A 19169-nucleotide genomic window follows, 5' to 3' on the forward strand; every position below is an offset into this window, starting at 1 on the left:
TATGTCCATGCACCCTGGGGCCCGGCTCGCGCTCTACTCGGCCGGCTCGACCCCGGCCCGCAGCAATCCGTAGGTGTACGCGTCCTCCAGGGCCTGCCACGACGCGGCGATCACGTTCTCGCCGACGCCCACCGTCGACCACTCCGCCGCCCCGTCCCCCGTGGTGATCAGCACGCGCGTCGTGGACTCCGTGCCGTGCTTGCCCTCCAGGATGCGCACCTTGTAGTCCATCAGCTCCAGCTTGGCGAGCTGCGGGTAGATGCGCTCCAGGCCGACCCGCATGGCCCGGTCCAGCGCGTTGACCGGCCCGTTGCCCTCGGCGGTGGCGACGATGCGCTCGCCCTTGGCCCACAGCTTCACGGTCGCCTCGTTGGCGTGCGAGCCGTCGGGGCGGTCCTCGACGATGGCGCGCCACGACTCCGTACGGAAGTAGGTGCGGGCCTTGCCTTCGGCCTCCTCGCGCAGCAGCAGCTCGAAGGAGGCGTCGGCCGCCTCGTAGGTGTAGCCCTTGAGCTCGCGCTCCTTGACGCGGCCGACGACGCGGGCGACCAGGTCGCGGTCGTCGCCGAGGTCGATGCCCAGTTCCTTGCCCTTGAGCTCGATCGAGGCGCGTCCTGCCATGTCGGAGACAAGCATCCGCATGGTGTTGCCGACCCGCGCGGGGTCGATGTGCTGGTAGAGGTCGGGGTCGACCTTGATCGCGGAGGCGTGCAGCCCGGCCTTGTGCGCGAATGCGGAGACGCCGACGTACGGCTGGTGGGTGGAGGGTGTCAGATTGACGACCTCGGCGATGGCGTGCGAGATCCGGGTCATCTCGGACAGCGCGCCCGGGGGCAGGACGGTCTTGCCGTACTTGAGCTCCAGCGCGGCGACGACGGGGAAGAGGTTCGCGTTGCCGACGCGCTCGCCGTAGCCGTTGGCGGTGCACTGCACGTGCGTGGCGCCCGCGTCGACGGCGGCGAGGGTGTTGGCGACGGCGCAGCCGGTGTCGTCCTGGGCGTGGATGCCGAGCCGGGCGCCGGTGTCGGCGAGCACGGTGGCTACCACGGCCTGGATCTGGGCGGGCAGCATGCCGCCGTTGGTGTCACAGAGGATGACGACGTCGGCGCCTGCCTCGGCGGCGGCCCGGACGACAGCCTTGGCGTACTCGGGATTGGCGCGGTAGCCGTCGAAGAAGTGCTCGCAGTCGACGAAGACCCGCCTGCCCTGCTCGCACAGGTGGGAGACGGTGTCGGCGACCATCGCCAGGTTCTCTTCGAGCGTCGTACGGAGCGCGAGCTCGACGTGCCGGTCGTGTGACTTGGCGACGAGCGTGATCACCGGGGCACCGGATTCGAGCAGCGCCCTGACCTGCGGGTCGTCTGCCGCGGCGGCGCCGGGGCGGCGCGTGGAGCCGAACGCGACGAGCTTGGCGTGCTTGAAGTCGATCTCGCTCCGGGCGCGGGCGAAGAACTCGGTGTCGCGCGGGTTGGCGCCCGGCCAGCCGCCCTCGACGAACCCCACCCCGAAGTCGTCCAGGTGCCGCGCGATGGTCAGCTTGTCGGCGACCGTCAGATTGATGCCTTCGCGCTGGGCGCCGTCGCGCAGCGTGGTGTCGAAGACATGGAAACTGTCGTCGGTGACCGTTGATTCTGTGGTCATGACTCTGTGGCTCCTGTCGAGTGTGGAATGTGGAGTGTGGGAGGGATCTGGCTCCACCGCCACCGTCTTCGCGTGCGTCCCGTCCCGGCCGGGATGGGGCCGGAAAACGAAAAAACCCCTCGCGGGTGCGAGAGGTCTGCGCGCGGGTCTGGGGCACGATGCCCGCTCCGTACGTGGTGGTACGTAGCGGTCACTGCGGACCGGCGCGCCTGCTGCCGATAATCATGGCGAACGAGGACACCACAGCAGTTTGGCACGTTTACGCCCAGGTGGAAGCCCCGTCTCACGATGCGGGCGGTGCGCGGGAGGCCCGGGGGACGCACGGTGCGGGCGGTCCGGGCCGTAAGCGCCCCGGGGGCGTACGGCCCGGACGGGCTCAGATCAGCGTGTCCTCGATGAACTCGCGAACATGTCGCAGGACTTGGGCCCTGCCGGTGCCCGGAATACCGACCACCAGATGGACGCAGAAGCCGTCGAGCAGCGCGCGCAGCCGGGTGGCGAACCGGTCAGGGTCGACGGCCCGCAGCTCACCTCGTGAGATCCCCTCGGCGAGCAGCGCCACCAGGTCCCGGTGCCAGGCCCGCTCGATCGCCGCCTGCCGGTCACGGACCTCGTCGGCGGCGACCTGCGAGCGGTTCCAGACCTCCAGCCACAGCGTCCAGTGCGGGTCGCGGTGGCCGTCGGGGACGTACAGATCGACGTACGCGTCCAGCCGCTCCCGCACCGGCGCCTGCCGGGCCAGCAGGCCCCGCCGCTCGGCCCCGCGCCGTGACTCGCTCCACTCCAGCGTCTGGAGCAGCAGCTCGTCCTTCGTACGGAAGTAGTAGAGGAGGTGTCCGCTGCTCATCCCCACGTCGCGTCCGAGCCCCGCCATGGTGAGCCCGTCGAGCCCGCGCCGGGCGATGGTGTCCATGGCGGCGGAGAGCACGGCCTCACGGGGCGGGGCCGCGTTGCGGCGGCGTGCGGTGGGTGTCACCCGTACGTTGTACCTGATGAGGGCACAGGGCGTTGCCGTCGGGTCACACAGCGGATGCCGCCACCGCTTGTGCCCACCGGCCGGTAACCGTCCGCGGCGGCGCGTCAGACCACGTGGTGCATCCAGTTGTGGACGTCCTCGGCCCGGCCCGTCTGGATGTCCAGCAGCGCCTTGCGCAGCTTCGTGGTGACCTCGCCGGGCTCGCCGCCCGAGTGCGTCCACTCACCGCTCGTCGACCTGACGAGGCCGACCGGCGTGATGACGGCGGCCGTACCGCACGCGAAGACCTCGGTGAGGGTGCCGTTCTCGGTGTCGCGGCGCCACTCGTCGGTGGAGATACGGCGCTCCTCGGACGAGTAGCCGAGGTCGCTCGCCATCTTCAGCAGCGAGTCGCGGGTGATGCCGGCCAGCAGCGAGCCGGTGAGCTCGGGGGTGACGATCTTGTCCCCGTACACGAAGTACAGGTTCATCCCGCCCATCTCCTCGACCCAGCGGTGCTCCAGCGCGTCCAGCCAGACGACCTGGTCGCAGCCCTCGGCCGCCGCCTCGGCCTGCGCGAGCAGGGAGGCCGCGTAGTTGCCGCCGGTCTTGGCGAAGCCCATGCCGCCGGGGACGGCGCGCACATAGTTCTCGGAGAGCCAGACCGAGACGGGCTTCACGCCGCTCGGGAAGTACGCGCCGGCCGGGGAAGCGATGACGAGGAACAGATACTCGTTCGACGGCTTCACACCGAGGCCCACCTCGGTCGCGATCATGAACGGCCGCAGATACAGCGAAGCCTCGCCGCCGTGCGGCGGGACCCACGCCTGGTCCTGCCGCACCAGCGCGTCGCACGCCTCGATGAACGTCTTGGCCGGCAGCTCGGGCATCGCCAGCCGGCGCGCGGAGACCTGGAAGCGCAGGGCGTTGGTCTCGGGCCGGAAGGTGGCGACGCTGCCGTCGGGGCGGCGGTACGCCTTCAGCCCCTCGAAGATCTCCTGCGCGTAGTGCAGCGTCATGTTGGCCGGGTCGAGCGAGAGCGGCCCGTACGGCACCAGCTCCGCGTCGTGCCAGCCCCGGCCCTCCGTCCACCTGATGGTCACCATGTTGTCGGTGAAGTGGCGACCGAAGCCGGGAGCGGCCAGGATCGCCTCGCGCTGCGCGTCGGACAGCGGATTCGACGAGGGCTTGAGCGCGAGAGTGGGCAACGGCGTCGTGGGCGTGGTCATGAGTTCTTGTCCTTCACCGGTTGTGTATGACGGACCGCGCTCACGCCGCTACAGGTACTAGGACGTCCGAGCTTTCCCTCACGCTACGGCCCACCGCCATTGTGGCGCGTGGCTGAGCCTGGCATGAATCGGGGTGATTGCGGCCCTGCGGATGATGGTGACACCCGGTGGCCGCAAAGCACAGCCGCCGGGTGCTGCGACCCGGCGGCTGTGGAAGGCGTCGTCGGGTCAGCCCGCTACTCGTACGACGAGCGCGTCACCGATCTCGTCGGTCGTACGGGGCGCACCGCCGCGCTCCGCGAGGTCGGCCGCGACGGCCTCCTCGACACGGGCGGCCTCGGCGTCGAAGCGGAGGTGCCGCAGCAGCAGTGCGACCGAGAGGATCGTGGCCGTGGGGTCGGCCTTCCCCTGGCCCGCGATGTCCGGCGCCGAGCCGTGGACGGGCTCGAACATGGACGGGAACGCCCGGTCGGGGTTGATGTTCGCGGAGGCCGCCAGGCCGATGCCGCCGGTCACGGCAGCGGCGAGGTCGGTGAGGATGTCACCGAAGAGGTTGTCGGTGACGATCACGTCGAACCGCTCGGGCTGGGTGACGAAGAAGATCGTCGCGGCGTCGACGTGCAGATAGTCGGTGGAGACGTCGGGGTACTCCTGGCCGACCCGGTCGAAGATCCTCTTCCAGAGGTGGCCCGCGTAGACGAGGACGTTGTTCTTGTGGACAAGCGTCAGCTTCTTGCGGGGGCGGGAGTTGGCACGCTCGTACGCGTCGCGCACGACCCGCTCCACGCCGTACGCCGTATTGAGGCTGACCTCGGTGGCCACCTCGGCGGGCGTACCGGTGCGCAGGGAGCCGCCGTTGCCCGTGTACGGGCCCTCGGTGCCCTCACGTACGACGACGAAGTCGATGTCCGGACGGCCGGCCAGCGGTGTGGCCTGGTTCGGGAAGAGCTTCGACGGCCGCAGGTTCACGTAGTGGTCGAAGGCGAACCGCAGCTTCAGCAGCAGCCCCCGCTCCAGGATCCCGGACGGCACGGAGGGGTCGCCAATGGCACCGAGGAGGATCGCGTCGTGCGTCTTGAGCGCGGCGAGTTCCGTGTCCGGGAGGGTCTCCCCGGTACGGTGCCAGCGCTTGGCGCCGAGGTCGTACTCCTTGGTCTCCAGCTTCACATCCTGCGGGAGTACGGAGCCGAGGACCTTCAGGCCCTGGGCCACGACCTCCTGGCCGATGCCGTCACCGGGGATCACTGCGAGATTGATGCTGCGAGACATGACGGGCACCTTACTGCGCGTCCCAGTGCCTGACACGCGTGGTCCACGATTCGGACGGTACGTGTTTCACGCGGGGGTGCGCGCGTAAATGAAGGGCCAGTTGGTCCCGTTCGCCCCGTCGCGGCTCAGTGGCCGGTGGAGCCGCCGTTGTCCCGGCGGTCGAGGGCGCGCTGGAGGGCCGCTGCGGCGTTCTTGCGGTCCGACTCGTTGCCGCGGGCGTGGTGACGGACGCGGCGGACTGTTGTCTCGGCCATGGTCATCGACTCCTTGAGACAGCTGAGGCATACGGATTGGGGGGCCGTACGAGGCATCTGCTACGCGCCGGATGGGCGGGGAGCTCGCGCCGCAGGGGTTGCCTGCGTGAGGGCGATGCTCACGTCCGCCGTTCGCTGGATCAAGCGAGTCGTTCGGCTCCTACAAAGCTAAGGGAGCCGGGCCGTTCTGTCTCCACAGTTAGTCGGACTTCCTACTATCTGAGACAGCGGCCTTGATCCGGCACGGCGATTCGTCGTCGGAGAGTGCCGCCGGGCGGTCCCGTCGCCGCCGAGAGCGGGACCGGCGGCGCTGGCCGCGGCGCCCCGTACGCCGCGGCGGAGGGCGCCCTCTACAGCACGTCGCCGTCGCGCCAGTCGAAGATCAACGCGTCCTCGGTGGACGGGAGTTCACGATCGGGCACCGGCCAGAGGAAAGTGCTCCCCTCCTCCTCGGGGAGCCGCACCACCCCGTCCGGGCTCAGCACCTCGACGCGGCCCTCCCACTGATGCCAGCCGCGCGACAGGTAGAGCCGCCAGCCCGCCTCGGACGCGGAGAGCGCGCCGACGTCGTACGCCCGGCCGGTGACCCGCTCCAGCACCTCCATGACCCGGCCGCCGAGCCCGTCCCTGCGCCGGTCGGGACGGACGGCGACCGCCTCCACGTAACCCACGCGGTAGGAGTGGCCCGCGTGCGTCAGCCGGCGCTGGATCACGCTGCCGTGCGCGACGAGCGCGCCCGCCCTGTCCCGTACGAGGACATGGACGCCGCCGAGCCCGTGCGCCCAGTCCTCCTCACTGAAATGCCCGTCGAAGGCGTCGTCCAGGAGGGCGCGGATCTCGCCGAGGGTCGCCGGATCGAGCTCAAAGGTGTGCGCGGTGCGCAGCGGGTCTGACATGCGTCTCACTCTTTCAGGCCAAAGGCCCGCGTATGTACTCAGTGCTCGGTTGAGTAGCTGCTCCATGTCGAAAGGGCGTGCCTGCCGCGACAGTTGGCCACATGAACGGCCTTTACGCACTCAAGCCCTGGTACGCGTCCCGGCTCTCCGGAGTCCGGGCCGCACTCGTCCGTCGCGAGGTGTCGCCCGACACGGTCACCGCGGCGGGTGTCGTCAGCGCGGCCGGTGCGGGCGCCGCCGTCGCCTGGCTGCCCGCCGGTCCGCTCGCCACGCTCCCCGTCGTCGTCCTTCTCGCCGCCCGTCTGGCCTTCGCCAATCTCGACGGGGCGCTGGCACGGGACACCGGCCGGGCGACCCGGCGCGGCGCCGTCCTCAACGAACTCGGCGACCGCGCGGCCGATCTGGTCGTCCTCGCCGGCTTCATCGCGCTCGCGCCGCTGTGGCTGGTCGTGGTGGCGGGGCTGGCGGCGACGCTGCCGTCCTGGGTGTCCCTCGCGGGTACGGCGGCGGGCGCGCCGCGCCGTAACGGCGGCCCCGTCGGCAAGACCGAACGCTGCCTGCTCGTCGTCATCGCCGCCGCGACCGGCTGGGCGGTGCCGGTGCTCGTCGTGATCGCGGCGGGCTCGGCGCTCACGGCCGTCGTCCGCTTCGGCTGGGTCTGGAGGAAGCTCGCATGAGCGGCGTGCTGATCGCGGGCGAGGCCGTGGGGCGCGCCGTGCCCCTCGTCGCGGGCGCCCTCGGGGTGAGCGGCATCGCGGTGGCGGCGCTGCCCGCGCGCCTCACGATGCGGGCGGAGCTGCGCAGACGGTGGCGGACGTGGGCGATCGCCGCCCCGGTGTTCCTGGGGTCGCTGTTCCTGGGAGCCGGGGGCGCGTTCGCGCTGGCCGCGGCGCTCGGGGTGACGGCGGTGAGCGAGTACGTACGGATGGCGGAGCTCCCGCGCGCGGAGCACGCCGTGCTGGCCGTGGCCGCCGTCGTACTCCCGGCGCTCGCGTGGCTGGTGCCCGGGGCTCTGGGCGCGGGGGCGGTCGATCTCCGGGTGGTGGCGCTCCTGTTCGTGGCGGCGGCGCTGCCGGCGCTGCTGGCGGGCGACCACGAACGGGGCTTCACCCGCACCGCGCGCACCGTCTTCGCCCTGTTGTGGATTCCCCTCCCGCTCACCGGACTCGTGATGCTTCAGGACACGGCGGTCGCGGTCGGGCTGGCGGTGGCGCTCGGCGACGTCGGGGCGTGGTGCGGCGGTACGGCGCTGGGCCGTGTCTTCGAAGTAGCGCCGTCCGCCTGCAAGGCGGGGCCCACGGCGTCTGGTGCGGTGCGTCGCAAGGCGGAGGATCGTGCTCGTACTGGGCGTACTCGCACGACTCCGACAACGCGGCGAGGTGCCGTGCCAGACGCCGCGGGCCAGGCGGGACTTCGAAGACACGGCCCAGGCCGGCGCGGCCCGCTCGCCCGGCCGTTGTCGCCCCTCTCGCCCAGCAAGACATGGGCGGGGGTGCTGGGCGCCGCGGGGGCGACCGGCCTCGCCCTGGCCGCCGTCGGTGCCTTCACACCGCTGCTGTGGGCTGCGGTCCTGATCGGCTGCGTGCTCGGCGACCTGCTCGAATCCATGGTCAAGCGGGAGGCGGGCGTGAAGGACGCGGGCAGTTGGCTGCCGGGCTTCGGCGGGCTGCTCGACCGGATCGACTCCCTGCTCCTGGCTCTCCTGCTCGCGATGGTGGTGACGGCATGACCGCACGGATCTCTGCCCGGCGGGCGGCGCGTTCGACGCCGCGGCGGCTGCGGGGGCGTACGACGCGGGTCGTCGGCCACCGACGGGGGCGTACGGGGGCGGGGGCGGGCGCGATGGGTGTCGCGTTCGCGGCCGGCCCGCCCGGCGAGCGCTGCGAGGGCGGGACGCGGGGGCTTCGCGGGCCGGGGCGCGGGCGGAGCCGGGGGCGGGGGCGGGGCACCGTCTCCGGTAGGCCGGGCGGCCCCGGGCCGGTACCGGCGCCCGCCGTCTCGCCCACTCGGCTCGGCGCGGTGCTGCGGCGCGCCCTGTGGTGGCTCGTCCTCACCCTCACAGGCGGTGTGCGGCGGCACGGTCAACTGCCGCCCCGTGGGTGCGTAGTTGTGGCCAACCACTCCTCGCACGCGGACACCGCCGCGCTGCTGGCGGCGCTCGACGCCCGGCACCGGCCCGCCATCGGGGCGGCGGCCGACTACTGGTTCGCCTCCCCGTGGCGGCGCCGGATCTGCCGCGTGCTCGCCGCCGGATTCCCCGTGCGGCGCACCGGCGGCGGCATGGACGACCTGCTGTCCATGGCGGACGGGCTGCGGGCCGGCCGCGCGGTCGTGCTCTTCCCCGAGGGCACGCGTGGGGCGGACGGCGCCGTCGGCGCCTTCCACCGGGGCGCCCTCGTACTCGCCGAGCGGGCGGGCGTCCCCGTCGTGCCGGTGGGTATCGGCGGTACGGACCGGCTGCTGCCCAAGCACGGGCGGCTGCGTTCGTCGCTGGTGCGGGTACGGATCGGTGAGCCGCTGCCGCCGTCGGCGACGCCGGAGGACGCGCGGGCGGCGGTCGCGGCGCTGCACGCCCGTACCGTTTCGGAGCCGTTGCCCGACTCCCCGTAAGGCGCCGGGTGGCGGCGGTGACCGCCTCCCGGACAGGACCGAGGTCTACTGCTGGCCTTCGTCTGGGCCTGCGCGGAGGCGCTGAGCTGGCCGCTGATGCCCGAACTGCTGCTGGGTGCCGCGTGCGTCGCAGCTCTCCTTCGCCGCGCTCGCGGGAAGCCTGGCCGGCGGGCTGCTGGCGCTCCAACTCGCGAACACGGGGCTCCAGTTGCCCGCGCCGCTGACGACGGACCGGATGCGGGCGGAGGTGCGGTACCAGCTGGCGGTCGAGTCGGCTCAGGCCGTACGTCACCTGCCGTGGAACGGCATCCCGTTCAAGGTGTACGCCGCCGAGGCGGGCCGGGCCGGCGTACCGGCGGCCGACTGGCTCGCGGAGTCCGCACGGGCGCGCGGCGCGCGGACGCTGACGGTCGGCGCCGCCTTCGCCGCGCTCGGTCTTCTGCTGCGCCGCTTCCGCCGGCACTACGGCGCGTACGTGGCCCTGCTCGGTGCCGGCTTCACCGCCGGCCTCTCACTGATCGTGGCGGGCTGGAGCTGAACGCCGCCTCCACGGGAGAAGACACCGCCCCCGTACCGGGTTGGGGCCGGCACGGGGGCGGGGATCGCGGGGGCGGGGCCAGGCCGAGACGGCCCAGGACTCAGCCCATGTGCGGGTAGCGGTAGTCCGTCGGGGACACGAGCGATTCCTTGATCGAACGCGTCAGGGTCCACCGCATCAGGTTCTGCGGGGCGCCCGCCTTGTCGTTGGTGCCGGAGGCACGGCCGCCGCCGAAGGGCTGCTGGCCGACCACGGCGCCGGTCGACTTGTCGTTGATGTAGAAGTTGCCCGCCGCGTAGCGGAGTTTGGCCATCGCGTCGGCCGCGGCAGCGCGGTCACCGGCGATGACGGAGCCGGTCAGCGCGTACGCCGATACGGACTCCATCTGCGCCAGCATGGCCTCGTACTCCGCGTCCTCGTAGACGTGGACGGCGAGGATGGGGCCGAAGTACTCCGTCGTGAAGACCTCGTTGGCCGGGTCGGTGCAGGCGATGACCGTGGGGCGGACGAAGTAGCCGACGGAGTCGTCGTACGTACCGCCGGCGACGATCGTGCACGTCGGGTCGGCGGCGGCGCGGTCGATGGCGGCCTTGTTCTTCGCGAAGGCCCGCTCGTCGATGACGGCGCCGATGAAGTTGGACAGGTCGGTGACGTCACCCATGGCGATGGCGTCGACCTCCGCCGCGAACTCCTCCTTGAAGCCGTCGTTCCAGATCGAGGCCGGTACGTACGCGCGCGAGGACGCCGAGCACTTCTGGCCCTGGTACTCGAACGAGCCCCGCGTCAGCGCCGTCTTGAGGACACCGCGGTCGGCGCTCGGGTGGGCGACGACGAAGTCCTTGCCGCCGGTCTCGCCGACGATGCGCGGGTAGGAGCGGTACTTCTCGATGTTGCCGCCCACCGTCTTCCACAGGTGCTGGAAGGTCTTGGTGGAGCCGGTGAAGTGGATGCCCGCCAGCTCGGGGTGGTTGAGCGCCACCTCGGACACGGCCAGACCGTCACCGGTCACCAGGTTGATGACGCCCTTGGGCAGCCCCGCCTCTTCAAGAAGGCGCATCAGCAGCACGGCGGCGTGCGTCTGCGTCGGCGACGGCTTCCACACGACGACGTTGCCCATGAGCGCGGGCGCCGTCGGCAGGTTTCCGGCGATGGCGGTGAAGTTGAAGGGTGTGATCGCGTAGACGAAGCCTTCGAGCGGCCGGTGGTCGAGCCGGTTCCACACGCCGGTGGAGTTGGCCACGGGCTGCTCGGCGAGGATGCCGCGCGCGTACGCGACGTTGAAGCGCCAGAAGTCGATCAGCTCGCAGGGGGTGTCGATCTCCGCCTGCTGGATGGTCTTCGACTGGCCCAGCATGGTCGAGGCGGCCAGCGTCTCGCGCCACGGGCCCGACAGCAGCTCGGCGGCGCGCAGGATGATCGCGGCACGGTCGTCGAAGGCCATCGCGCGCCAGCCGGGGGCGGCGGCGAGCGCGGCGTCCACGGCGTCCTGGGCGTCCTGCTCGGTGGCGTTGCCGTACGTACCGAGGACGGCCTGGTGGTTGTGCGGCTGCACGACGTCGAAGCGCTCGCCGCCGCCCATCCGCTTCTCGCCGCCGATGGTCATCGGCAGGTCGACGGGGTGGTCGGCCAGCTCCTTGAGCCTGGCTTCGAGGCGGGCGCGCTCCGGGGAGCCGGGGGCGTAGCCGTGCACCGGCTCGTTGACCGGCGTGGGGACCTGGGTCACAGCGTCCATGAGGGCCGCATCTCCTTGATCAGTAGACGGTTTACGGTCGACGGTCGGGGCGGCGCGTCAGCCGCGGGTGGCGAGCGAACGCAGGAAGAACGCGAGGTTCGCGGGGCGTTCGGCCAGCCGGCGCATGAAGTAGCCGTACCAGTCGGTGCCGTACGCGATGTAGACGCGCACCCGGTGGCCCTCGGCCGCCAGGCGGCGCTGCTCGGCCTCACGGATGCCGTAGAGCATCTGGAACTCGTACGCGTCGAGCTTGCGTCCGGCCCGTACGGCGAGCTCCTGGGCGATCGCGATGAGGCGCGGGTCGTGGGAGCCGACCATCGGGTAGCCCTCACCCGCCATCAGGGTCTTGAGGCACCGCACGTACGCCTTGTCGACCTCGCCCTTGTCCTGGTGCGCGACCCGCGCGGGTTCCTTGTAGGCGCCCTTGACGAGCCGTACGCGCGAGCCCGACGCGGCGAGGGCGCGGCAGTCGTCCTCCGTACGGAAGAGGTACGACTGGACGACGGCTCCGGTCTCCGGGAAGCGCTCCCGCAGCGCCCGGTGGATGGCGAGCGTCGAGTCGACGGTGGTGTGGTCCTCCATGTCCAGCGTAACGGTGGTGCCGATCTCGGTGGCGGCCTCGACGACGGTGGTGATGTTGCTGAGCGCCAGGTCGTGGCCGCCGCGAAGGGCCTGTCCGAAGGAGGAGAGCTTCACGGACATCTCGGCGCGGGCGCCGAGCCCCAGCGGCGCGAGGGCCTCGATCAGCTTCAGATAGGCGTCACGGGCGTGCAGCGCCGCCGACCGGTCGGTGATGTCCTCCCCGAGGACGTCCATGGTGACGTCGAGGCCGCTGTCGGCCATGTCCTGGATGACCGGCGTCGTACCGTCGACGGTCTCGCCGGCGATGAAGCGGTCCACCACGGGCCTGGTGACCGGCGCGGCCGAGACGGCACGCCGCATGAGGTCGCTGCGCGACGCGGCGAGAATCACGGGACCCAGCACGGGGCACCTCCACGGAAGAAATAGAGCAGGCCGTACGGGGCGCGAACGCCCGGCGACGGCACGGAGAACCACTTCGAAATCTAGGGACCGGTCCGGTCCTCTGCCATCGACAGCTGTCACGCATCCGTGGCCGGGATCTCAGACATATGTCTGAAAGCGGTGCGAGAATGTCCGGGTGAAGGACGATTACCAGGAGCTGGTCGACGAGATCTCGGCGCTGCTCGGCATGCCGCTGACGCTGGAGAACAGGGATTTCGGGCTGATCGCCTTCGGGGTGCACGACAGCGAGGACGAGGGCGTGATGGACCCCGTCAGGACGCGTTCGATCCTGACACGGAAGTCCACCCCGGCGGTGCGCGCCTGGTTCGAGGGGTTCGGCATCACCCGCGCGACCGGCCCCGTCCGGATCCCGGCCGCGCCGGACGCCGGGGTGTTCCGGGGGCGGATCTGTCTGCCCGTACGGCACCGGGGCACCGTGCTCGGTTACGTATGGCTGCTCGACGACACCGGCAGGGGCCCCACGGACGACCGTTTGGCGGCGGCCATGGAGGTGACGGGGCGGATCGGGGCGCTGCTCGCCGAGGAGGTGAAGGCGGGCGCCGACCTGGCGCGTGAGTTCCGCGCCGTACTGACCGCGGAGCGCGGGTGGCAGCGCGACATGGCCGTGGAGACGCTGCGTACGGCGCTGGGGCCGGGGGCCGACGGGCCGCACATGGTGGTGTGTGTCGCGCCGTGGGCGGGAGCCGACCCGGCGGTGCGCGCCGTGCCGGGTACCGCGGCGCTGTGCACGCTGCCGGAGCTGCCCGGCCCGCCGGACCGTCCGGACCCGTCGGCGTCCGGCCCGGACGGCGCCTCGGCGGGCCGCGCCGTAGGCGAGGCGCCCCGGGCGCTCGCCGTGCTCGTACGTCTCCGGTCGCCCGACGCCCTGGCGCCCACGCTCGCGGCCACGGCCCACCTGCGCGACGTCGCGGGCCCCGGGGCCACCGCCGGGGCGGCGACGCCGCGCCGTGGCCTGGCCGAACTGCCCGACGCCTGGCACGAGGCGGTCGCCGCGGCCCACGCGTCGGCGGCGCAGCCGCGGTTCGGCGCGGTGGCGCAGTGGTCGGAGATCGGCCCGTTCCGGATGCTGACGTCGCTCCCGCCGGGCATCGACCCGGCGGTACGCCCCCTGCTGACGCCCGCGAACACGGAGCTGACGCACACGGCGGAGGTCTACCTCGACTGCGCGGGCCAGGCGGGCCGTACGGCCTCGAAGCTCGGCATCCACCGCCAGACGCTCTACTACCGGCTGTCGCGCGTCGAGAAACTCACGGGACTCGACCTGGCCGACGGCGAGGACCGGCTGCTGCTGCACATGGCCCTGAAATCCGCACGGCTCAGATCCTGATCGCGGGCTCTCCCAACGAGGCGGCGCCGGCACGGGAGTTGGTCACCGACGCAGGGGACCGGAAACAGCGCGGGGCCCGGGAAGAATCCCGGGCCCCGCACCACGTCGAACCGTCCGGCCTCGCAGCCGTCGGATCAGCCGGATCAGTCGGTCAGATCCACCGAGCGCGCCGAGTTCGCGCCGATCTCGTCGGAGATCTCCGCCAGCACGGCCGGCGGCACGGTGTCGTCGACGGACAGGACGACCAGCGCCTCGCCGCCCTCCTCCGCGCGCGAGACCTGCATCCCCGCGATGTTCAGCCCCGCCTCGCCGAGAATCCGGCCGACGGTGCCGACGACGCCCGGACGGTCCTCGTACCGCATGACGACCATGTGCTCGGCCAGGGACACGTCGACGTCGTACTCACCGATCGCGACGATCTTCTGCAGGTGCTTCGGACCCGCGAGCGTGCCGGAGACCGACACCTCCTCGCCGCCCGAGAGCGTGCCCCGTACGGTGACCACGTTGCGGTGGTCGGGCGACTCGCTCGACGTCGTGAGACGCACCTCGACACCGCGCTCCTGCGCGAACAGCGGCGCGTTCACATACGACACCGTCTCGTCGACGACGTCCTCGAACACGCCCTTCAGCGCGGACAGTTCGAGCACCTTCACGTCGTGCTGCGTGATCTCGCCGTAGACCTCGACATCGAGCCGTACGGCGACCTCGCCCGCCAGCGCCGTGAAGATCCGGCCCAGCTTCTCGGCCAGCGGCAGACCCGGCCGTACGTCCTCGGCGATGACCCCTCCCTGGACGTTGACCGCGTCGGGCACCAGCTCACCGGCGAGCGCGAGCCGCACCGACCTGGCGACCGACACACCCGCCTTCTCCTGCGCCTCGTCCGTCGACGCGCCGAGGTGCGGAGTGCAGACGACCTGGTCGAACTGGAAGAGCGGGGAGTCCGTGCAGGGCTCCTTCGCGTACACGTCCAGACCGGCGCCGGCGACGCGGCCTTCCTTGAGCGCGGAGGCCAGCGCCTCCTCGTCCACGATCCCGCCGCGCGCGGCGTTGACGATCCGCACCGTCGGCTTGACCTTGTGGAGCGCCTCGTCGCCGATCAGCCCGAGGGTCTCGGGGGTCTTGGGCAGGTGGACGGTGATGAAGTCCGACACCTCGAGCAGCTCGTCCAGCGAGAGCAGCTTGACGCCCATCTGCGCGGCCCGCGCGGGCTGTACGTACGGGTCGTACGCGACGATCTTCATGCCGAACGCCGACATGCGCTGCGCGACAAGCACACCGATACGGCCGAGGCCGACGACGCCGAGCGTCTTCTCGCTCAGCTCGACGCCCGTGTACTTGCTGCGCTTCCACTCGCCGTTCTTCAGGGCGGAGTTGGCCTGCGGGATGTTGCGCGCCGTGGCGACCAGCAGACCGCACGCCAGCTCGGCGGCGGTGACGATGTTCGAGGTGGGCGCGTTGACGACCATGACGCCGGCCTTGGTGGCGGCGGAGACGTCGACGTTGTCGAGGCCGACACCGGCGCGCGCGACGACCTTCAGCTTCTTCGCCGCGGCCACGGCCTCGGCGTCGACCTTGGTCGCGGAGCGGACGAGGATCGCGTCCACGTCGGCGATGGCGGGCAGCAGCTCGGCGCGGTCGGCACCGTTGCAGTGGCGGATCTCGAAGTCCGGACCGAGCGCGTCGACGGTGGCGGGCGACAGCTCTTCGGCGATGAGTACAACCGGCTTTTCATTGGAACGCGAGCTCACGTGGGTCCTCACAGGTCCATTGCGGACGGCCGTCCCGACGGCCGCAGGCGGCGGAGGGTGCCAGGCCCTGGTCCGGGCCTGATCGCGTGGAAGACGCACGACGTTGTGGGCCTGACGCGTATGTGTTCTGCAGTGTAGTGCTGTCCTGGGCGGGGGTTTCCCGTCCGGGCGGACGGATCACCCGTACGTGGCCGGACCCGCCGCAAGCGCTTACCGACGGGGCCCGTCCGGTGCCGGACCCGGCGTACGGGCCCGGCACCGGGGACGGCTCAGGCGTCGTCGTTGTCGACCCAGCTCATGAGCTTGCGCAGCTCACGGCCCGTGCTCTCCAGCAGCGAGTCGCTGTCGGCCTTCTTGTACTCGTTGTACTTCTTCAGACCGCCGTGGTACTCGTCCATCCAGTTGTTGGCGAACGTACCGTCCTGGATCTCGGCCAGGATCTTCTTCATCTCGGCCTTGGTCTGGTCCGTGATGATGCGCGGGCCGCTGATGTAGTCGCCCCACTCGGCGGTCTCGGAGACCGACCAGCGCATCTTGTCCAGGCCGCCCTCGTACATCAGGTCCACGATCAGCTTGAGCTCGTGGAGGCACTCGAAGTACGCGATCTCCGGCTGGTAGCCGGCCTCGACCAGCGTCTCGAAGCCCGCCTTGACCAGCGCGGACGTACCGCCGCAGAGAACGACCTGCTCACCGAAGAGGTCGGTCTCGGCCTCCTCGCTGAAGGTCGTCTTGATGACGCCGGCGCGGGTGCCGCCGATGCCCTTCGCATAGCTGAGGGCCAGCTCGAAGCCCTTGCCGGTGGCGTCCTGCTCGACGGCCGCGATACACGGCACGCCGCGGCCCTCCTCGTACTGCCGGCGGACCAGGTGGCCGGGGCCCTTCGGGGCGACCATCGCGACGTCGACACCCGCGGGCGGCTTGATGAAGCCGAAGCGGATGTTGAGGCCGTGGCCGAAGAACAGCGCGTCGCCGTCCTTCAGATTGTCCTTGATGGACTCCTCGTACACCTGCGCCTGGATCGGGTCCGGCACCAGGATCATGATGACGTCGGCCTCGTCGGCCGCCTCGGCGGGCGTGACCACGCGCAGGCCCTGCTCCTCGGCCTTCACCTTGGACTTGGAACCCTCGTGCAGGCCGACCCGGACGTCGACACCCGAGTCACGGAGCGACAGCGCGTGGGCGTGGCCCTGGCTGCCGTAGCCGATGACCGCGACCTTGCGGCTCTGGATGATGGACAGGTCGGCATCGTCGTCGTAGAACAGCTCGGCCACTGGGTCTTCTCCTTGGTGTGCAAACTGGGTGTCGCTGTGTGGGCCCCACCGTACGGCGGGGCGGGTAAAGGGAGTCTCACGGTCTCGGCATACGAACCGGGACGCCGTACGGCTCCGAGGAGGCGGGCTACGCGCTGCGGTCGAGCGCCCGCAGGCTGCGGTCCGTGATGGACCGTGCGCCGCGCCCTATGGCGATCGTGCCGGACTGGACGAGTTCCTTGATGCCGAACTGCTCCAGCATCTTCAGCATGGCGTCGAGCTTGTCACTCGATCCGGTGGCCTCGATGGTGACGGCCTCGGGTGAGACGTCCACCGTCTTGGCGCGGAAGAGCTGCACGATCTCGACGATCTGGGAGCGGGTCTCGTTGTCGGCGCGGACCTTCACCAGGACGAGCTCGCGCTGGATCGCGGCGCCGGGCTCGAGTTCGACGATCTTCAGGACGTTGATCAGCTTGTTGAGCTGTTTGGTGACCTGTTCGAGCGGCAGGTCCTCGACATTGACCACGATGGTGATGCGGGAGATGTCGGGGTGCTCGGTGACACCCACCGCGAGTGAGTCGATGTTGAACCCGCGCCGGGAGAACAGCGCGGCGATCCTGGCGAGGATGCCGGGGGTGTTCTCCACCAGGACGGAGAGGGTGTGCTTGGAAGACATTTTCGTCGTTCTTTCTCTCGCTCTCGGCATCCGGCTCAGTCGTCCAGGCTGTCGCCGAAGTCGGGGCGCACACCCCGGGCGGCCAGGACCTCGTCGTTGGAGGTGCCCGCGGCGACCATCGGCCAGACCTGGGCGTCCTCGTGGACGATGAAGTCGACCACCACGGGGCGGTCGTTGATGGAGTTGGCCTTGGCGATCACGGCGTCCAGGTCGCCCGGGGACTCGCAGCGCATCGCGACGCAGCCCATGGCCTCGGCCAGCTTCACGAAGTCCGGGATACGGGTGCCGCCGTTGGGCTTCGCGTCGTCCGCGCGGTCCGATCCCTCGATGGAGCCGCCGGCGGCCACGTCGGGGCCGCTGTGCAGGACGGTGTTGGAGTAACGCTGGTTGTAGAAGAGGGCCTGCCACTGGCGGACCATGCCCAGCGCCCCGTTGTTGATGATCGCGACCTTGATGGGGATGTTGTTGAGGGCGCAGGTGACCAGCTCCTGGTTGGTCATCTGGAAGCAGCCGTCGCCGTCGATCGCCCAGACGGTGCGGTCGGGCCGGCCGGCCTTGGCGCCCATCGCGGCCGGGACCGCGTAGCCCATCGTGCCCGCGCCGCCGGAGTTGAGCCAGGTGGCGGGCTGCTCGTAGTCGATGAAGTGGGCGGCCCACATCTGGTGCTGGCCGACGCCCGCCGCGTAGATCGTGTCGTCCGGGGCCAGTTGGCCGATGCGCTGGATGACCTGCTGCGGGGAGAGGCTGCCGTCGGCGGGCTGGTCGTAACCGAGCGGGTAGGTCTCGCGCCAGCGGCTGAGATCGCGCCACCACGCGCTGTAGTCACCGACGTTGCCCTCGGTGTGCTCGGCCTGGACCGCCTGGACGAGGTCGGCGAGGACCTCGCGGGCGTCCCCGACGATGGGCACGTCCGCGACACGGTTCTTGCCGATCTCGGCCGGGTCGACGTCGGCATGGACGATCTTCGCGTACGGGGCGAAGCTGTCCAGCTTGCCGGTGACGCGGTCGTCGAAGCGGGCTCCGAGGGCGACGATCAGGTCGGCCTTCTGCAGCGCGGTGACGGCGGTGACCGCACCGTGCATGCCCGGCATTCCCACGTGCAGCGGGTGGCTGTCGGGGAACGCGCCCAGCGCCATCAGGGTGGTGGTGACGGGGGCGTTGGTCAGTTCGGCGAGGACGCGCAGCTCGGCGGTGGCGCCGGCCTTGATGACGCCGCCACCCACGTAGAGCACCGGCCGCTTGGCCTGCGTGATCAGCTTGGCGGCCTCACGGATCTGCTTGGCGTGCGGCTTGGTGACGGGGCGGTAGCCGGGCAGCTCCTGGGTGGGCGGCCAGCTGAAGGTGGTCTTCGCCTGGAGGGCGTCCTTGGCGATGTCGACCAGGACGGGGCCGGGGCGGCCCGTCGAGGCGATGTGGAACGCCTCGGCGATGGTGCGGGGGATGTCCTCCGCCTTGGTGACCAGGAAGTTGTGCTTGGTGATCGGCATCGTGATGCCGCAGATGTCCGCCTCCTGGAAGGCGTCCGTGCCGATCGCCTTGCTCGCGACCTGGCCGGTGATCGCCACGAGCGGCACGGAGTCCATGTGCGCGTCGGCGATCGGAGTGACCAGGTTGGTGGCGCCGGGGCCGGAGGTGGCCATGCAGACGCCGACCTTGCCGGTGGCCTGCGCGTAGCCGGTGGCCGCGTGGCCGGCGCCCTGCTCGTGGCGGACCAGGATGTGGCGGACCCGGGTGGAGTCCATCATCGGGTCGTACGCGGGGAGGATGGCGCCGCCGGGGATGCCGAATACCGTGTCGGCCCCCACTTCCTCAAGAGAGCGGATGAGGGACTGCGCGCCCGTGACGTGCTGGACGGTGGCGGACGTGGGTCCGCCGTTACGGGCGCGCGGCGTCGGGTGGGCCCCGGTGGCCTGCTCGGTCATCGTCAGTCTCTTCTCGAAGCTGAGGGTTTTTGCGGGGGTTTGGGCTGAGCCAGTACAACAAAAAACCCCTCGTGCCGG

The 19169-nt window shown here is 71.1% G+C and carries 17 protein-coding genes; 5 read left to right on the plus strand and 12 right to left on the minus strand.

What is annotated here, in order from left to right; genetic code table 11:
* Positions 1-33: 33 nt before the first annotated feature.
* The 6 genes from cimA to OIE74_RS10505 all read right to left on the minus strand — a co-directional run bounded on the left by cimA (position 34) and on the right by OIE74_RS10505 (position 6244).
* Entirely contained in the window at positions 34-1641 is a 1608-nt protein-coding gene (cimA, locus tag OIE74_RS10480; protein ID WP_329381090.1) for a citramalate synthase, read from the minus strand.
* Positions 1642-2017: 376 nt separating this feature from the next.
* Positions 2018-2617 (minus strand): TetR/AcrR family transcriptional regulator, encoded by a 600-nt coding sequence (locus OIE74_RS10485; RefSeq protein WP_329381092.1) that lies wholly within the window; start codon positions 2615-2617, stop codon positions 2018-2020.
* A 104-nt stretch (positions 2618-2721) separates the two neighbouring features.
* Complete coding sequence (locus OIE74_RS10490; protein ID WP_329381094.1) at positions 2722-3825, minus strand: branched-chain amino acid aminotransferase; 1104 nt, start codon at positions 3823-3825, stop codon at positions 2722-2724.
* A gap of 228 nt (positions 3826-4053) precedes the next feature.
* Positions 4054-5094: a 3-isopropylmalate dehydrogenase gene (locus OIE74_RS10495; RefSeq protein WP_329381095.1), complete on the minus strand. Its 1041-nt coding sequence runs from the start codon at positions 5092-5094 to the stop codon at positions 4054-4056.
* A gap of 125 nt (positions 5095-5219) precedes the next feature.
* Positions 5220-5348 (minus strand): hypothetical protein, encoded by a 129-nt coding sequence (locus tag OIE74_RS10500; RefSeq protein WP_329381097.1) that lies wholly within the window; start codon positions 5346-5348, stop codon positions 5220-5222.
* A gap of 350 nt (positions 5349-5698) precedes the next feature.
* A complete protein-coding gene (locus OIE74_RS10505) occupies positions 5699-6244 on the minus strand; it encodes a GNAT family N-acetyltransferase (RefSeq protein WP_329381100.1) in 546 nt (181 codons plus the stop codon).
* 101 nt (positions 6245-6345) lie between these two features.
* On the opposite strand from OIE74_RS10505, the gene OIE74_RS10510 reads away from it, so the two are divergent.
* The 4 genes from OIE74_RS10510 to OIE74_RS10525 all read left to right on the plus strand — a co-directional run bounded on the left by OIE74_RS10510 (position 6346) and on the right by OIE74_RS10525 (position 9392).
* Positions 6346-6921 carry a CDP-alcohol phosphatidyltransferase family protein gene (locus tag OIE74_RS10510; RefSeq protein ID WP_329381102.1) on the plus strand — a complete coding sequence of 192 codons (576 nt, stop codon included), beginning with the start codon at positions 6346-6348 and terminating at the stop codon, positions 6919-6921.
* Positions 6918-7973, plus strand: a complete 1056-nt coding sequence (locus OIE74_RS10515; RefSeq protein ID WP_329381105.1) for a phosphatidate cytidylyltransferase — start codon at positions 6918-6920, stop codon at positions 7971-7973. Before OIE74_RS10510 ends, OIE74_RS10515 begins: the two co-directional genes overlap by 4 nt.
* Positions 7970-8854: a lysophospholipid acyltransferase family protein gene (locus tag OIE74_RS10520; RefSeq protein WP_329381109.1), complete on the plus strand. Its 885-nt coding sequence runs from the start codon at positions 7970-7972 to the stop codon at positions 8852-8854. The genes OIE74_RS10515 and OIE74_RS10520 overlap by 4 nt, the downstream gene beginning before the upstream one ends.
* A 115-nt stretch (positions 8855-8969) precedes the next feature.
* Positions 8970-9392, plus strand: a complete 423-nt coding sequence (locus OIE74_RS10525; protein ID WP_329381111.1) for a hypothetical protein — start codon at positions 8970-8972, stop codon at positions 9390-9392.
* Positions 9393-9492: 100 nt separating this feature from the next.
* On the opposite strand, the gene pruA is transcribed toward OIE74_RS10525, so the two are convergent.
* Both pruA and OIE74_RS10535 read right to left on the minus strand, forming a co-directional pair.
* Positions 9493-11124 (minus strand): L-glutamate gamma-semialdehyde dehydrogenase, encoded by a 1632-nt coding sequence (pruA, locus tag OIE74_RS10530; protein WP_329381113.1) that lies wholly within the window; start codon positions 11122-11124, stop codon positions 9493-9495.
* A 57-nt stretch (positions 11125-11181) separates the two neighbouring features.
* Complete coding sequence (locus tag OIE74_RS10535) at positions 11182-12108, minus strand: proline dehydrogenase family protein (RefSeq protein ID WP_329381114.1); 927 nt, start codon at positions 12106-12108, stop codon at positions 11182-11184.
* Positions 12109-12283: 175 nt separating this feature from the next.
* Here OIE74_RS10535 and OIE74_RS10540 point away from each other — a divergent pair, with 175 nt between their 5' ends.
* Complete coding sequence (locus tag OIE74_RS10540) at positions 12284-13495, plus strand: PucR family transcriptional regulator (RefSeq protein ID WP_329381116.1); 1212 nt, start codon at positions 12284-12286, stop codon at positions 13493-13495.
* 143 nt (positions 13496-13638) lie between these two features.
* Here OIE74_RS10540 and serA read toward each other — a convergent pair whose 3' ends face one another.
* From serA to OIE74_RS10560, 4 genes are all read right to left on the minus strand, one after another.
* Positions 13639-15243: a phosphoglycerate dehydrogenase gene (serA, locus tag OIE74_RS10545; protein ID WP_329381118.1), complete on the minus strand. Its 1605-nt coding sequence runs from the start codon at positions 15241-15243 to the stop codon at positions 13639-13641.
* A gap of 269 nt (positions 15244-15512) precedes the next feature.
* Positions 15513-16514: a ketol-acid reductoisomerase gene (ilvC, locus tag OIE74_RS10550; RefSeq protein WP_329381120.1), complete on the minus strand. Its 1002-nt coding sequence runs from the start codon at positions 16512-16514 to the stop codon at positions 15513-15515.
* A gap of 127 nt (positions 16515-16641) precedes the next feature.
* On the minus strand, positions 16642-17169 hold the full coding sequence (gene ilvN, locus OIE74_RS10555; RefSeq protein ID WP_078074922.1) for an acetolactate synthase small subunit: 528 nt from the start codon (positions 17167-17169) through the stop codon (positions 16642-16644).
* Between the two features lie 35 nt (positions 17170-17204).
* On the minus strand, positions 17205-19091 hold the full coding sequence (locus OIE74_RS10560) for an acetolactate synthase large subunit (protein ID WP_329381122.1): 1887 nt from the start codon (positions 19089-19091) through the stop codon (positions 17205-17207).
* Positions 19092-19169: the final 78 nt, after the last annotated feature.

The organism is Streptomyces sp. NBC_01716, assembly GCF_036248275.1.
Classification (GTDB): domain Bacteria; phylum Actinomycetota; class Actinomycetes; order Streptomycetales; family Streptomycetaceae; genus Streptomyces.

What these genes read in the sequence shown, in the direction of transcription:
- OIE74_RS10560 (WP_329381122.1), bottom strand. Translation starts at nt 19,091, where the DNA reads ATGACCGAGCAGGCCACCGGGGCCCACCCGACGCCGCGCGCCCGTAAC.
- ilvN (WP_078074922.1), bottom strand. Translation starts at nt 17,169, where the DNA reads ATGTCTTCCAAGCACACCCTCTCCGTCCTGGTGGAGAACACCCCCGGC.
- OIE74_RS10510 (WP_329381102.1), top strand. Translation starts at nt 6,346, where the DNA reads ATGAACGGCCTTTACGCACTCAAGCCCTGGTACGCGTCCCGGCTCTCC.
- OIE74_RS10490 (WP_329381094.1), bottom strand. Translation starts at nt 3,825, where the DNA reads ATGACCACGCCCACGACGCCGTTGCCCACTCTCGCGCTCAAGCCCTCG.
- OIE74_RS10520 (WP_329381109.1), top strand. Translation starts at nt 7,970, where the DNA reads ATGACCGCACGGATCTCTGCCCGGCGGGCGGCGCGTTCGACGCCGCGG.
- OIE74_RS10515 (WP_329381105.1), top strand. Translation starts at nt 6,918, where the DNA reads ATGAGCGGCGTGCTGATCGCGGGCGAGGCCGTGGGGCGCGCCGTGCCC.
- OIE74_RS10505 (WP_329381100.1), bottom strand. Translation starts at nt 6,244, where the DNA reads ATGTCAGACCCGCTGCGCACCGCGCACACCTTTGAGCTCGATCCGGCG.
- pruA (WP_329381113.1), bottom strand. Translation starts at nt 11,124, where the DNA reads ATGGACGCTGTGACCCAGGTCCCCACGCCGGTCAACGAGCCGGTGCAC.
- cimA (WP_329381090.1), bottom strand. Translation starts at nt 1,641, where the DNA reads ATGACCACAGAATCAACGGTCACCGACGACAGTTTCCATGTCTTCGAC.
- OIE74_RS10500 (WP_329381097.1), bottom strand. Translation starts at nt 5,348, where the DNA reads ATGGCCGAGACAACAGTCCGCCGCGTCCGTCACCACGCCCGCGGCAAC.
- OIE74_RS10495 (WP_329381095.1), bottom strand. Translation starts at nt 5,094, where the DNA reads ATGTCTCGCAGCATCAATCTCGCAGTGATCCCCGGTGACGGCATCGGC.